Here is a 13,489-nt window from a genome sequence, read left to right on the forward strand (position 1 = left end):
TTGATGTGAACGTTCGAATTATTTACTATGAATCAGTCAATATTCTTTCTTTAATTTCATAAAAATAATCAACGCATCTCTTCTCTGTATCCTTGCGGAGAACAATATTGTCTTTGAAGAGTTCTCTTCGCAGCTCCTGGTACATTTCTATAGCCTTCCCCAAGGAAAGAGCGATAGATTCCACTGAATATGTGGAAATTGTCTCCTGCAATTTTAGAAGATCTTCTTTGCGGCATGTTTGCTCTATTTTCCGAAGTCCGCGCGGCTTTTGCCCGCATGTTATTTGTAAGAGGGGCGATAATACATGTATTCTCAAAAACGAAAGGCAATCAAGTGCCTCGAATAATTCTCCCCTCCCAAGTTTGGTTGCTGTATAATGAATCCATGTCCAAAACCTGTCTTCAATCCATTGAAAATTTATTGCTGACCATTCCGAGGTTGTGGTCTCAATAATTTTCATGATCGATCCATCTCGATCCCATAAAACAATAGGATCTTCTACTCGATGTTTTAAATCTTCCTTGACAATAAATTTTATATCGACATGAATCAGCGGGTTATCATACATGCAGATGAGCAGCCTTTTTTCCCCAACATGTTCTCCGGTAAATGCATTTAAGAGATTGCCGAACCGTTTAGCATAGCCATACATTTTATTGAAGTCGTCAGAGACGAGCCGATCTGTAATTAAAACTAAATCAAGATCGGAGAATTCATCAATATTATTTTCAATCCAAGAACCACCAACGACTAATCCCGCTATAGTCGGGTCAGTCTTAACTATTTCTATAATATTTTTTACAAAATCTTTGTGTATAGTCATTATTCAATCATATCGAAAGTTTTGTGTCAGGGAGTAATTCCTGACCCCACTAATGCCTTTGTTTTGAATCCAAGATTCTCGATTCAGAAAACTATGATCCGGAAGTCAGGATCTTGATAAATTTGTACATGAATTCGACGCCTTCGTAGAATTCCTTTACTCCGATGCGCTCATCTCTTCCATGCGCGCGTACATCATCTATGTCCGCGAAGATTCCCGACACGCCGTACACTGGAATGCCCGCCTGCCGCAGATACCTACCATCTGATGCACCGGTGGACATGATAGGCGTCACTATCACACCGGGCCACATCGACGTGGTAAGTTTCTCGACGATGTCCATAACATCTTTTCGGAGAGGTGACAGCGGTGCGGCTTGCGGCTGCCCCCGCTGCGTAACTATGATCTGATTATCGGCAAGTATGCGGTTAAGTGTTGCCAGTACATTTTCTGCAGAGTCATCGGGAAGCATGCGGCAGTTTACGATGGCGCTTGCTGTTTGCGGCAAAGCATTTTCAGCGTGCCCGCCGCTCAGCATTGTCGGTATACAGGTTGTCCGCATCATCGCGTTGTAGTAAGAAGAGGATGACGCGAGGCGATTTGCAGCAGCTGTATCCAAAGGCGTTTTCAGAAGTGCAATCATATCGGCTTTAACTTGGCCAGTCTCTTTGATCGCAGCTCGCTCAAAGAACGATCGAGTTGTCTCGTTAAGACGGATTGGAAAGTCGTATTGTGCCAAACGGTTTAGTCCGGCTGAGAGGCGGTAGATGGCGTTGTCCTTTACCGGTATGGAACTATGGCCGCCCCGATTTTTCACCTCAAGTTGGAAACTGATATAAATCTTCTCACTCGTTTGGACTTCCATCTGCATCGATTTGCCGGCTTTGATCTCACCGCCGCCGCCTTCGAGGTTGATAGCGAACTCTGCATTGATGAGGTCACGGCGATTTGCAAGGAGCCAAGCAATACCGTTTGCGTTGCCGCCTTCCTCTTGTTCGGTCAATGCAACAATAATATCGCGATTCGGTATGAATCCCTCACTCTTCAGTCGAATAAGATTTGCAACGATGTCCGCATCTTCACATTTCATGTCGGATGTTCCCCGGCCATAAAAGTATCCGTCCTTTTCAAGAAAGGTAAACGGATCGAACGACCAATCCTGGCGGAGCGCTTCAACAACATCAAGGTGACCGATCAAGAGGATGGGGCGACGCGTGCTCTTGCCATGGTATCGTACAACGAGATTCATGTTTTCTGGTCGTGGACCTACAAGCTGGATATCACTCTCTGAAAAACCTGCCGTTCTCAGCCGTGCAGCCATCGCCTCAGCTGCTTTAGTGCTGCCGACATTTAATGTTGTATTAATCTCGATCAGTTCTCGGAATATATCGCGCGCTAATTTCTGATGATTCGCGAATGCATTGGAGTCTCCGGAGTTCTGTGAAAAAACATTAACTGATTCCGCAATTATTGCAATGAATATTATACATGCGATGGACACGAATATTTTGTTCATAGATATTTTCTGTTTCACGTTTATCTTTTTGTTCTGAATCTTTATTAGAGGAAGGTTTTAAAACATAATATAAAATTTTCTTCCATCGAAATCCTTCGTAATGTTTTGTTGGTGAGTTCATTTATCCGCCGTGTGTTTTGTGGAAATCACTCATGGTCGAGAGCTTTTTAGACATTACGGATTAATCGGATATTTTCTTCCTGACATATCTTCTTAAAATTCTGCCAACTTGCGTTTCTTCTATCGGAAACATTGGCAGGCGAACTGCCATAATGCCGTACTGCGGTTTTAAATCCTCTAAAATCAACCATAATCCGCATTTTTTCTGTTGGCACACCGTTAGTATATAGTATAGCACAACAATAAATTAATCATAAGGAGATACACCAATGTTAGTACGATTTGATTATCCAAGAACTTGCGACAGTTTGATGAATGATTTCCTTGCAACAGATAGAGTCCCGGTTAGTACAGAATTTCCGGCGCTCGATATTATCGAACAAGAAAATGAAATCGTTGTCAGTGCAGAATTGCCCGGCATGAAGAAGGAAGATGTGAAGATTACATTCGAGAAGAATGTATTAACGATCAGCGGGGAACGAAAACCCGTTGAGTTGTCGGAAAAAGCGAAAATTCTTTTGAAAGAAACTCAATCTGACAATTTCGAACGTTCAGTGAAGTTAGGATTTGAAGTAGATGCATCCAAGATATTCGCAGAAATGAGCAATGGTATTTTAACAATCACGCTGCCGAAAACCGAAGCGGTCAAGGCGCGAGAAATATCAATTAACTAAATAAACAATCTTAAAGGAGGGTATACGTATGTCACTCGTACGATGGAATCCAGCTCGCGAATTAGCGACCTGGCCCTCTGATCTGTTTGGGATTCAGAGGGAAATGAATAGAATGTTCGATGGTTTCTTCCGCGGCACAACCGATGAAGATTATGCAATCTCATCGTGGACGCCAGCAGTTGATATTGCCGAACATGATGATGAATATTTGGTGAAGGTGGAATTACCCGGAGTGAATAAGGATGAAGTGAAACTCACGCTTGAGAACAACATCCTGACGATCCGTGGTGAGAAGAAACACGAGAAGGAAACGAAGAAGGAGAATTATCACCGCGTGGAGCGGGGTTATGGTTCTTTCCAAAGATCCTTCACACTTCCGGCTGCGGTAAAATCTGACAAGATCGATGCATCGTACAAAGACGGCATCTTGACGGTCTCATTGCCGAAAGCCGATGAAGCGAAACCAAAGCAAATAGAAGTCAAAGTGAAATAATAAACAACGTGGATGAATAAAATTCATCCATTGATCGATCAACGCGTCAATCAGGGTCGGGTTTGAAGTGGAACAAATCCGGCCCGTTGGCGCATAAATCCACAGAGCAGCGGTATACAAGCCGCGAGAGTAAAAGGAGTTACACAATGTCAAAAAACGCAGGAAAAATAATCGGTATTGATCTTGGAACAACCAACTCGGTTGTTGCGGTGATGGAAGGCAATGATCCCGTTGTCATTGCAAACGCCGAAGGTGCGCGTACCACACCATCGGTAGTTGGATTTGCAAAGTCAGGTGAACGGCTTGTTGGAGCGGCTGCTAAGCGTCAAGCAGTGACGAATTCACAAAATACCGTCTTTTCTATTAAACGCTTTATGGGAAGGTTCTTCAATGAAGTGAACGAAGAAATGAAGTTGGTTCCTTACAATGTGGTTCATGGCGATAACAACACTGCACGTGTGCAGATAGGTGATCGCGTCTATTCGCCTTCTGAAATATCTTCGATGATTCTTCAGAAAATGAAACAGACAGCAGAAGATTACCTTGGTACAAAAATCACTGAAGCGGTTATTACAGTGCCCGCATACTTCAATGATGCACAGCGGCAGGCAACAAAAGAAGCAGGTGAAATAGCCGGCCTGAATGTCCGGCGTATTATCAACGAACCGACTGCGGCGGCATTGGCATACGGTTTGGATAAAAAGCACAAAGATTCTAAAGTAGCAGTATTCGATCTTGGCGGCGGAACATTTGATATCTCCGTGCTAGAATTAGGTGAAGGTGTGTTCGAAGTAAAATCGACGAACGGTGACACACACCTTGGCGGCGATAACTTCGATATGCGTGTGCTTGAATACATTGCAGATGAATTCAAGAAAACAGAAAGTATAGATCTTCGCAAAGATCCTATGGCACTTCAGCGTTTGCGTGAAGCAGCTGAAAAAGCAAAGATGGAACTATCTCAGTTGCTGCAGACGGAAATTAATCTGCCGTTTATCACGGCAACAGCGGAAGGCCCAAAGCACTTAAACATGACGCTCACACGGGCGAAGTTAGAACAACTTGTGGAAGATTTAGTACAGCGTTGTCTCCCGCCAGTGGAAAAAGCACTAAAGGATTCCGGACTTAATCCGAATCAGATTGATGAGATTATTCTCGTCGGCGGAATGACGCGTATGCCGCGTGTTCAGCAGTTGGTAAAGGATATTTTTGGTAAAGAAGGGCACAAAGGCGTAAATCCGGATGAGGTTGTTGCAATAGGCGCAGCAATTCAAGGCGGTGTGCTTTCCGGCGATGTTACAGATGTACTATTGCTTGACGTCACGCCATTATCGCTCGGTATCGAAACGCTTGGCGGTGTGATGACGCCGATGATTCAAGCAAACACAACTATTCCGACAAAGAAAAGTGAAATATTCTCAACGGCATCGGACAGCCAGCCCTCTGTAGAGATTCACGTTTTACAGGGTGAGCGTCCAATGGCTGTAGATAACCGCACGCTTGGCCAATTTCATTTAGACGGTATTCCGCCTGCACCGCGCGGTGTCCCTCAGATCGAAGTTACTTTCGATATCGATGCGAACGGCATGCTGCATGTCTCTGCAAAAGATAAAGCAACGAACAAAGAACAATCCATTCGTATTACTTCTTCCAGCGGATTGAGCAAAGAAGAAGTAGAGAAAATGAAGGCAGATGCGACAGCACATGCCACTGAAGATAAGAAGCGGAAAGATGAAATCGAGACGAAGAATCAAGCGGACAATCTCGTCTTCCAAACACGCAAGCAACTGAAAGACCTTGCCGATAAGATGGACGCCGACACAAAGTCGAAAGTGGAAGCAGCAGCAAATGCTCTTGAAGAAGCAATCAAGGGCAACAACCCCACGGATATTAAGGCTAAGACAGAAGCGCTCAACAATGCCTGGAATGAAGCATCGACAAAGATGTATGAGTCGGCGAAAAGTCAACAAGCACCGCCCACAGGGCAACCAGGAGCAGGTGGACAGCAACAAGGTCCATTCGCAGGCGGCCAACCGGGTGCAGGTCCGCAGCAACAGCAAAGCGGCGATCAAGGCGGCAAGAAAGTAGAGAATGCCGACTTCGAGGTGGTGGACGATAAGTAAGTCGATGAGTATAAAGTATGTGAGTAAATGAGCAAAAGATAACAGAGAGCTTGGTGAATACTCACCGATCTGAGATACGAACGAAAGGCGAGGAGATCCCTCGCCTTTCGTTTTTGTTGCGGTGGTGTCGGGAATTACTTCCCACACAAACAGAAAATCATAGTTGCGATTACTAGAGAGGAAAGTAAAATGTCCAACTCAACAATTGCACTTTTATTATTCATCGGAATTATCATTTCTCTGCTGACTGTCATTATCTATACAATTGCACATAAAGACAAAAAAGATTTACAGCGGTCCGGCAGTTTTGCTTCAATGGCAGCATTGCATGATATGGGAGGAAAAGATGAACAGAATGCAATTGAAACGGTGATAGAGCAGCAGGCAGAAAAGAAGTGGAAAGAACAAGAGAGTGGAGAAGAAAACAATCAAAATCGAGAAGACACAAAGTGATGCAAAAACTAATCACTGATCACTATTAACTGATAACCGTTATGAACTTTAATAAATTTACCATTAAATCTCAGGAAGCGGTGCAGAATATATAGGGAAAAGACTCCCTCTCCTTCAGGAGAGGGTCGGGGTGAGGTCAAAAAAAGAAAAAAATGACCCCATCCTATTGGAAATAGTCATGTGCATTCGCACATATTATTCTAGGCCTCCGGCTCCCTAAAGTGGAAGGAATTGTAAAAGAATAAAAACGTCAGAGTTAAGATCGTTGGGCAAGTATATTTTAAAATATCCACATCGCAATATTCAGACTGCAAGAATGTTGCGAAAGACAATGACCGATGTTGAACGAAAACTTTGGTCAAAGCTGCGATCTCACCAACTTGGTGTAAAATTTAGGCGTCAAGTTCCGTTCGGTAATTATATTGCTGATTTTATATCTCTTGAAGCACATCTTGTTATCGAGCTTGATGGTTACCAACATTATCAAGAGGATGCAATTAAACAGGATAAACTAAGAGATCAATATTTTACAAATGAAGGATTTACTGTGTTAAGATTTAACAATACGGAAGTGACTGAGAATATGGATGGTGTATTAGAAACAATTTGGGAAAAATTACCGGATAAAAAATGACCCCATCCTGTCGAAAATAGTTATGTGCATTCGCACATGTTATTCTATGCCTCTGGCTCCCTACAGGGGAAGGAGTTGATTGTTGTTCTTTTTAAATATTAGAGGTAATCATGAACTTCAATAAATTTATAATTAGATCTCAAGAAGCGGTTCAAAAAAATAGGCAAAAACTCCCTCTCCTTCAGGAGAGGGCCGGGGTGAGGTCATTATGTTATTGTATTTTGAAATATTTATCTGACAAAATGAATGACACAATCCTAGAAGTTGAAGTGGATTTCATCCGCCATATTATCAGGTCTCCGGCTCCCTAAAGAGGAAGAAGTTTTTTATTATGATTGTATAAAAGACCGAGTAAACAGAGGTAATCATGAATTTCAATAAATTTACAATTAAATCTCAGGAAGCTGTGCAGAATGCACAGGAGATTGCATCAAGTTACAGCAATCAAGTTGTCGAACCAGAGCACTTGTTGGCGGCACTGGTGCAAGATAGCGAAGGCATCGTCGTGCCGATCCTGCAAAAACTTGGTACTAACGTTAACTATCTCAAAATAAAAATTAACGAGACGGTGGAACATTTGCCAAAAGTGCAAGGTTCCGGTCTCGGTAATCAACATATCTCACCTCAACTCGGGCAAGTTTTTGAATCTGCACAGCAGGAAGCGCAGCAGCTCAAAGATGAATATGTCAGCACCGAACATTTACTCCTGGGATTACTTGCAGCAAAGTCATCTGTGACGAAACTGTTAACTGATCAAGGTGTATCCAAAGAAAGTATTTACAAAGCGCTGAAAGATGTGCGCGGCACACAGCGTGTGACCGACCAGACTCCGGAGGATAAGTACCAATCTCTCGAGCGGTTTGGACGCGACCTGAACGATCTCGCGCGTAAAGGCAAATTAGATCCGGTCATCGGACGCGAAGAAGAGATTCGTCGTGTACTTCAAGTGCTTTCACGCCGTACAAAGAATAATCCAGTGCTTATTGGCGATCCGGGTGTCGGCAAAACAGCAATTGCAGAGGGTATTGCGCAGCGCATTGTGCAGGGCGATGTTCCAGAGAGTTTGAAAACGAAGCGTATTATTGCACTCGATATGGGAACGCTGGTTGCAGGCACAAGCTTCCGTGGACAGTTTGAAGAACGCTTAAAGGCGGTCCTGAAAGAAGTAACCGATTCGAACGGGGAAATTATTCTCTTCATCGATGAACTGCATACACTCGTTGGCGCTGGCGCAGCTCAGGGCTCCGTTGATGCGTCGAATATGCTGAAACCGGCACTTGCACGCGGTGACTTGCGAGCCATTGGTGCCACGACTATTGATGAATATCGAAAATATATCGAGAAAGATCCTGCACTGGAACGGCGATTCCAACCGGTGCTTGTGGAAGAACCGACGGTGGAAGATACGATTTCTATTTTGCGCGGACTCAAAGAGCGGTATGAAGTGCATCACGGTGTACGTATCACGGACGGCGCAATTGTTGCGGCAGCGCAGTTAAGCCACCGTTATATATCAGATCGCTTCCTGCCCGACAAGGCAATCGATTTAGTGGATGAAGCTGCCTCGAAACTTCGCATGGAAATCGATTCGATGCCGGAAGAATTGGATGATGTTGAACGCCGAATCAAACAATTAGAAATTGAGCGTGAAGCGGTAAAGCGCGAGAAAGATATTGACTCGAAATCTCGTTTGGGAGAAATCGAACACGAACTTGCCGACTTGAATCAAACTCGCTCCGAGTTGAAGGCGCACTGGCAGTTGGAAAAGGGATTGATTCAATCCATCCGAAAAATGAAGGGAGATATTGACAACACAAAAAAGGATGCAGAACAACAAGAGCGGCAAGGCAATCTTGGCCGTGTGGCAGAATTGCGTTACGGTGTTATTGCAGGATTAGAAAAGCAATTGAAGGAAGCATCGCTGAAATTGAACGAAGTACAAAAGACTCAAAAGATGCTGAAGGAAGAAGTCGATGCGGAAGATATTGCAGAAATTGTTGCAAAATGGACCGGCATTCCTGTCCAACGTATGTTAGAAAGCGATCGGACGAAGCTTCTCCATTTAGAAGATCGGATTCATGAGAGGTTGATCGATCAGGAAGATGCTGTAAAAGCTGTGGCAGATGCAATTAGAAGAAGTCGTGCAGGATTGCAGGATGAACGGAAACCAATAGGTTCGTTTATCTTCCTCGGCAGTACCGGCGTTGGGAAAACTGAATTGGCAAAAGCACTTGCTGAATTTCTTTTCAATGATGAAAATGCTGTTGTGCGGATTGATATGTCAGAATACATGGAAAAGTTTTCCGTATCGCGGCTAATCGGCGCACCGCCGGGGTATGTTGGTTACGAAGAAGGCGGTCAGTTAACAGAGGCAGTGCGGAGAAAACCGTACTCGGTTGTTCTTCTCGATGAGATTGAAAAAGCGCATCCGGAAGTGTTCAATGTCCTTTTACAATTGCTGGATGAAGGCAGGTTGACGGACAGCAAAGGGCGGACAGTGAATTTCAAAAACACCATCGTCATTATGACATCGAATCTTGGTTCTCAACTGATTCAAGAGAAGATGGATACGTTGACAGAAGAGAATCGCGACGACCTGATGGGTGAACTGCGCGTACAGCTTCTTGAAATGCTCAGACAATCTGTGCGTCCGGAGTTTCTCAATCGCATTGACGAGATCATTCTTTTCAAACCGCTCACAATGACTGAACTGGAAAAAATTGTCGAGCTGCAATTGCGACAAGTGCAGAAACTGGTGGCAGATAAGAATATTATATTAAATTTTACTGCTGAGGCGAAAGAGCGTCTTGCGACAATCGGATACGATCCAAGTTATGGTGCGCGGCCATTGAAACGAGTGATTCAAAAATATGTTATCAACATATTATCAGAAAAACTTCTTTCCGGTGACGTTGTGGATGGAGATACGGTTGAGATTGGCACAGATAACCGCGGGATGATTGCGTTCGTGAAAAAAGTGAAACCGGAATCATTGAAATAATTTGTAACTATTCAATATAACAATTGAACATTACAGATAATTCGGATTTACTAATCAGTATGTGTGGAACTCCTATGGAGTTCTGCATTATATTTGTTTTGGAGAATTATAAACGTACAATCCCTGCCTGCGGCAGGCAGGCCTATGGGATTGGTGGATTTCAGATTTGAATGAAAGACTCCATAAGAAACACATGTTTGTAACGAATGGATGTCTGCACTATATTTTTATCGGGAAATTAGAAACGTACAATCCATGCCAGCGGCAGGCAGGAGTACGAGATTGGTAGAATTCAGATTGTGGGGAACGACTCCGTAGGAGTCGTATGTTTGTAACAAAAGCAGATAAAAGAGAGAACTCCGTTAGGAGTTCAACACACGAACCCATTATTCCTTTATACCTATTTCATTAGAAAAACCACTATATTATTGAAGAAAAAATTAGACAGCTTGAAAACGAAATTTTAATTCATTTTTTGGATTCTCTCTATTCTAAAGAATCCTTCTACGTCAGGTATTATGACAGGAAGGATTCTTTTTTTGAACCTATGCAAATTTCATCACTCATTGGACATACTCAGGAACTGCTCGGCATTATTCTGAACTCAAAGAAACCCGCGGACGCTCTCATCGATACATTCTTTCGGTCGCATAAGTATCTCGGTTCTCATGACAGGAAATTCATCGCGGAAACAACGTACGGCACTTTGCGTCATTTGAGGAAATGCGAACTCATAGTCACATCGGCAATGGCTGAATTAGACGAGACATTATTTGAAGAAGATAAAATTCTTTTTCTCGTTGTTGCTTATTTATCTTTACAAGGCAAGATGCAGGGCGTGATACCAGAGGCGGTTTCATCAAAACTCAAGAGTGTACGGCTGGCAGAAAAGACGGCACATATTCTTCAGGTATTCTTAAAGCCGGTGATGGTTTTAAAAGAGCCTGCTCACATGCGAATTGGTCTTGAGTACTCGTTCCCCGATTGGATGGTGCAGAAATTCAATGACCAGTACGGTGAGAGTGAAGTCGAAAAAATATGTGCAAGCCTCAACGAGCAAGCCCCAATCACATTGCGTGTTAATACGTTGAAGGCGACTGTTGAACAGTGCCAGGCGGAATTGAGCAAACAGGGAATTGAGACGACGAAGACGTCACTATCACCATTTGGTCTCAATCTTGCAAAACGGATAAATGTATTTTCGCTTTCTGTGTTTCAAGACGGATGGTTTGAGGTGCAGGATGAAGGCAGTCAGTTGCTGCCGTTTCTCATTGATCCGAAACCGAATGCAAAATTACTTGATGTATGCGCAGGTGCCGGAGGAAAGACACTGGAGTTTGCTGCACTGATGAAGAATCGTGGAGAAATCTTTGCGACGGATATCAACAGTTATCGTCTTGAGGAATTACGCAAGCGCACAAAGCGTGCCGGAGCGCAGAATGTTCGTGTTCAGGAAATTCAGGCAATTGAAGATCTCCATGAACAATATTCTCATTTCTTTGATATAGTTTTTGTAGATGCGCCATGCAGTGGACTTGGTACTATTCGCCGAAATCCTGGAATGAAATGGATGGTTACGGAACAGACAGTGAATGAAGTGTCGGATAAACAAAGTTCCATTCTCCATTCTTCTGCGCAGCTCGTGAAACCGGGAGGAAGAATAGTGTACGCGACATGCACGCTGCTGAGACAAGAGAATGAGGGAGTAGTGGAAGAATTTATGGTGCGTCATCCTGAGTTTAAATTGATCGATGCAAATGAAGTATTAGAAAAATGGAATAATGGATTGATGACAACAGATCCATTCTTCAAACTTCTTCCTCACGTTCATGGAACTGACGGCTTCTTTTGCGCTGTTCTTGAAAGGCAAGCGGTTCGTTGATTCTCCAGAGATGTTTTGATACTTTAAAATTAGCGGTCAGTTATCAGGCATCAGTTGTCAGTATTCTGCGCCAGAGGCGCATGCGCCTTCGGCGCAAGTTATCAGTTAACACTCAAGAGCGAAAATTGATTGCCAGAAGATTGTAATTCGTATAATAGAAGAAAGGATGCTGCAATGAGATTATTTTTTATTTCTCTAATTATCGTGATTACCCTTGTAGGGTGTTCCAAGCCAAGTGCAGAAGAGATGTTCAATCAGGGTGTAGATGCACAGAAGACGGAACAATATGACGATGCAATCGCTGCGTATCAAGAATTGATCAAAACTTATCCCGACAGCGCACGCACTCCGGAAGCGGTCTATGCAATCGGAACAATTTATCAGAATCGCAAACATTCATATCATCAAGCAATTCAAGCATATCGCCTTCTTGTAGAAAAATATCCGAATCATGCCACTGCGGCTAATGCGTCGTTTCTTATCGGTTTCATTTACAATAATGAGCTAAAAAATATTGACTCAGCACGGATTGCCTACGAAGAATTCATCAAGCGGTATCCTGCAAATCAGCTTGTCGTATCTGCTCAGTTTGAGATGAGCAACTTTGGAAAGGATCCGACAGAAATTCTGAAGGCGCAAGCACAGATGGCACAAGAAGAAACGAAACATGGGAAGAAAGTGAAGAAGTAGAAAGAGGACAGAGTACTGATAGCAGATCACAGATTACGGAAGTCAATAGCTGACCACTGATTACTAATAACTGAAAACTGTTTTGAACGAATCTCTCAAATATCTCCAGCCAGCCGTTGTTGCTCAACTTGCGAATATGGAATTGCGTGCGCGTTTAGTGGTGGAAGGATTCATCACGGGGTTGCATAGAAGTCCGTATCACGGCTTCAGTGTTGAATTCACCGAGCATCGACAGTACATGCCGGGTGATGAAATAAAACACATCGATTGGAAGGCGTACGGGAAAACCGACCGTTTCTATATAAAACAATTTGAAGAAGAGACAAATCTTAAATCGTATTTGATAGTTGATGCAAGTCGGTCGATGGATTATGCATCAAAGGGAAATCTTAAAAAGTTTGAATATGCCTCGTATGTCGCTGCCGCCTTATCATTTCTGATGATCGAACAGCGCGATGCAGTCGGGTTGACATTATTCGATGAAGGAATTCGTGTTTCCTTGCCGCCGCGTGCCACGCGCTCGTATCTGAAAGAAATTTTGAAAGAGTTGGAATCTGCGAAGCCGGCAAAAAAAACCGGGACGTCGGCATCATTAAATCTTATTGCTGAACAAATTAAACGGCGCGGACTCGTGATCGTGTTAAGCGATTTATTTGATACACCGGAATCGGTAATGACGGCGCTAAAACATTTTCGCCATAAGGGACATGAAGTTGTTGTGATGCAGATATTAGACCCGCTGGAGAGATCGTTTGCGTTTGACGGTGATGCAATCTTCAAAGATTTGGAAACACAGGAAGAACTCATGACACAGCCGTGGCATATTCAGACGGCTTATCGGCAATCGATGCAAGAGTTCCTCGATTTCTACAAGCGGCAATGCCGCGACAATAACATCGATTATGTCCTATTGGATACGAGCACTCCGTTCGACAAGGCGCTTTTTGAATATCTCAATAAACGAAAAAGAATGAATTGAGAAAAAGCATTCAGTAATCTGCGCCAGAGGCCTGCACGCCGTTACACTTTGGCAGGCGGGTGCATGCGCCTTCGGCGCAAGTTGTCAGTTGTCAGTCGTCA

The 13,489-nt window shown here is 43.5% G+C and carries 11 protein-coding genes; 9 read left to right on the forward strand and 2 right to left on the reverse strand.

All coding sequences use genetic code 11. From position 1 onward, the window contains the following. Positions 1-25: 25 nt before the first annotated feature. Complete coding sequence (locus NTX44_09040) at positions 26-823, reverse strand: aminoglycoside 6-adenylyltransferase (protein ID MCX6121751.1); 798 nt, start codon at positions 821-823, stop codon at positions 26-28. Between the two features lie 91 nt (positions 824-914). Then, entirely contained in the window at positions 915-2,339 is a 1,425-nt protein-coding gene (locus tag NTX44_09045) for a M20/M25/M40 family metallo-hydrolase (protein ID MCX6121752.1), read from the reverse strand. Positions 2,340-2,728: 389 nt separating this feature from the next. Between NTX44_09045 and NTX44_09050 the strand changes: the two genes are divergently transcribed. The 9 genes from NTX44_09050 (at position 2,729) to NTX44_09090 (ending at position 13,388) form a co-directional block, all read left to right on the forward strand. Beyond that, positions 2,729-3,133, forward strand: a complete 405-nt coding sequence (locus NTX44_09050; protein ID MCX6121753.1) for an Hsp20/alpha crystallin family protein — start codon at positions 2,729-2,731, stop codon at positions 3,131-3,133. A gap of 28 nt (positions 3,134-3,161) precedes the next feature. Further along, positions 3,162-3,626, forward strand: coding sequence for an Hsp20/alpha crystallin family protein (locus NTX44_09055; protein MCX6121754.1), 465 nt, complete (start codon positions 3,162-3,164; stop codon positions 3,624-3,626). A 146-nt stretch (positions 3,627-3,772) separates the two neighbouring features. Then, complete coding sequence (gene dnaK / locus NTX44_09060; protein ID MCX6121755.1) at positions 3,773-5,749, forward strand: molecular chaperone DnaK; 1,977 nt, start codon at positions 3,773-3,775, stop codon at positions 5,747-5,749. Positions 5,750-5,938: 189 nt separating this feature from the next. Then, the gene (locus NTX44_09065) at positions 5,939-6,202 is read left to right on the forward strand and encodes a hypothetical protein (protein ID MCX6121756.1); all 264 of its coding nucleotides are present in this window, start codon (positions 5,939-5,941) and stop codon (positions 6,200-6,202) included. A gap of 265 nt (positions 6,203-6,467) precedes the next feature. After that, positions 6,468-6,836: an endonuclease domain-containing protein gene (locus NTX44_09070; GenBank protein ID MCX6121757.1), complete on the forward strand. Its 369-nt coding sequence runs from the start codon at positions 6,468-6,470 to the stop codon at positions 6,834-6,836. Positions 6,837-7,203: 367 nt separating this feature from the next. Then, the gene (gene clpB, locus NTX44_09075; protein ID MCX6121758.1) at positions 7,204-9,837 is read left to right on the forward strand and encodes an ATP-dependent chaperone ClpB; all 2,634 of its coding nucleotides are present in this window, start codon (positions 7,204-7,206) and stop codon (positions 9,835-9,837) included. A 547-nt stretch (positions 9,838-10,384) separates the two neighbouring features. Beyond that, positions 10,385-11,719 (forward strand): 16S rRNA (cytosine(967)-C(5))-methyltransferase RsmB, encoded by a 1,335-nt coding sequence (gene rsmB / locus NTX44_09080; GenBank protein MCX6121759.1) that lies wholly within the window; start codon positions 10,385-10,387, stop codon positions 11,717-11,719. A 174-nt stretch (positions 11,720-11,893) separates the two neighbouring features. After that, positions 11,894-12,409 carry a tetratricopeptide repeat protein gene (locus NTX44_09085; protein ID MCX6121760.1) on the forward strand — a complete coding sequence of 172 codons (516 nt, stop codon included), beginning with the start codon at positions 11,894-11,896 and terminating at the stop codon, positions 12,407-12,409. An 82-nt stretch (positions 12,410-12,491) separates the two neighbouring features. Further along, entirely contained in the window at positions 12,492-13,388 is an 897-nt protein-coding gene (locus tag NTX44_09090) for a DUF58 domain-containing protein (GenBank protein ID MCX6121761.1), read from the forward strand. The last annotated feature ends 101 nt before the right edge of the window (positions 13,389-13,489 follow it).

It is taken from the genome of Ignavibacteriales bacterium (genome assembly GCA_026390575.1).
In the GTDB taxonomy this organism is placed as follows: domain Bacteria; phylum Bacteroidota; class Ignavibacteria; order UBA10030; family UBA10030; genus Fen-1298.

Excerpts from the sequence above, each read along its gene's own strand:
- rsmB (MCX6121759.1), top strand. The coding sequence starts at position 10,385 with ATGCAAATTTCATCACTCATTGGACATACTCAGGAACTGCTCGGCATT.
- clpB (MCX6121758.1), top strand. The coding sequence starts at position 7,204 with ATGAATTTCAATAAATTTACAATTAAATCTCAGGAAGCTGTGCAGAAT.
- NTX44_09055 (MCX6121754.1), top strand. The coding sequence starts at position 3,162 with ATGTCACTCGTACGATGGAATCCAGCTCGCGAATTAGCGACCTGGCCC.
- NTX44_09045 (MCX6121752.1), bottom strand. The coding sequence starts at position 2,339 with ATGAACAAAATATTCGTGTCCATCGCATGTATAATATTCATTGCAATA.
- NTX44_09065 (MCX6121756.1), top strand. The coding sequence starts at position 5,939 with ATGTCCAACTCAACAATTGCACTTTTATTATTCATCGGAATTATCATT.
- NTX44_09040 (MCX6121751.1), bottom strand. The coding sequence starts at position 823 with ATGACTATACACAAAGATTTTGTAAAAAATATTATAGAAATAGTTAAG.
- NTX44_09085 (MCX6121760.1), top strand. The coding sequence starts at position 11,894 with ATGAGATTATTTTTTATTTCTCTAATTATCGTGATTACCCTTGTAGGG.
- NTX44_09050 (MCX6121753.1), top strand. The coding sequence starts at position 2,729 with ATGTTAGTACGATTTGATTATCCAAGAACTTGCGACAGTTTGATGAAT.
- dnaK (MCX6121755.1), top strand. The coding sequence starts at position 3,773 with ATGTCAAAAAACGCAGGAAAAATAATCGGTATTGATCTTGGAACAACC.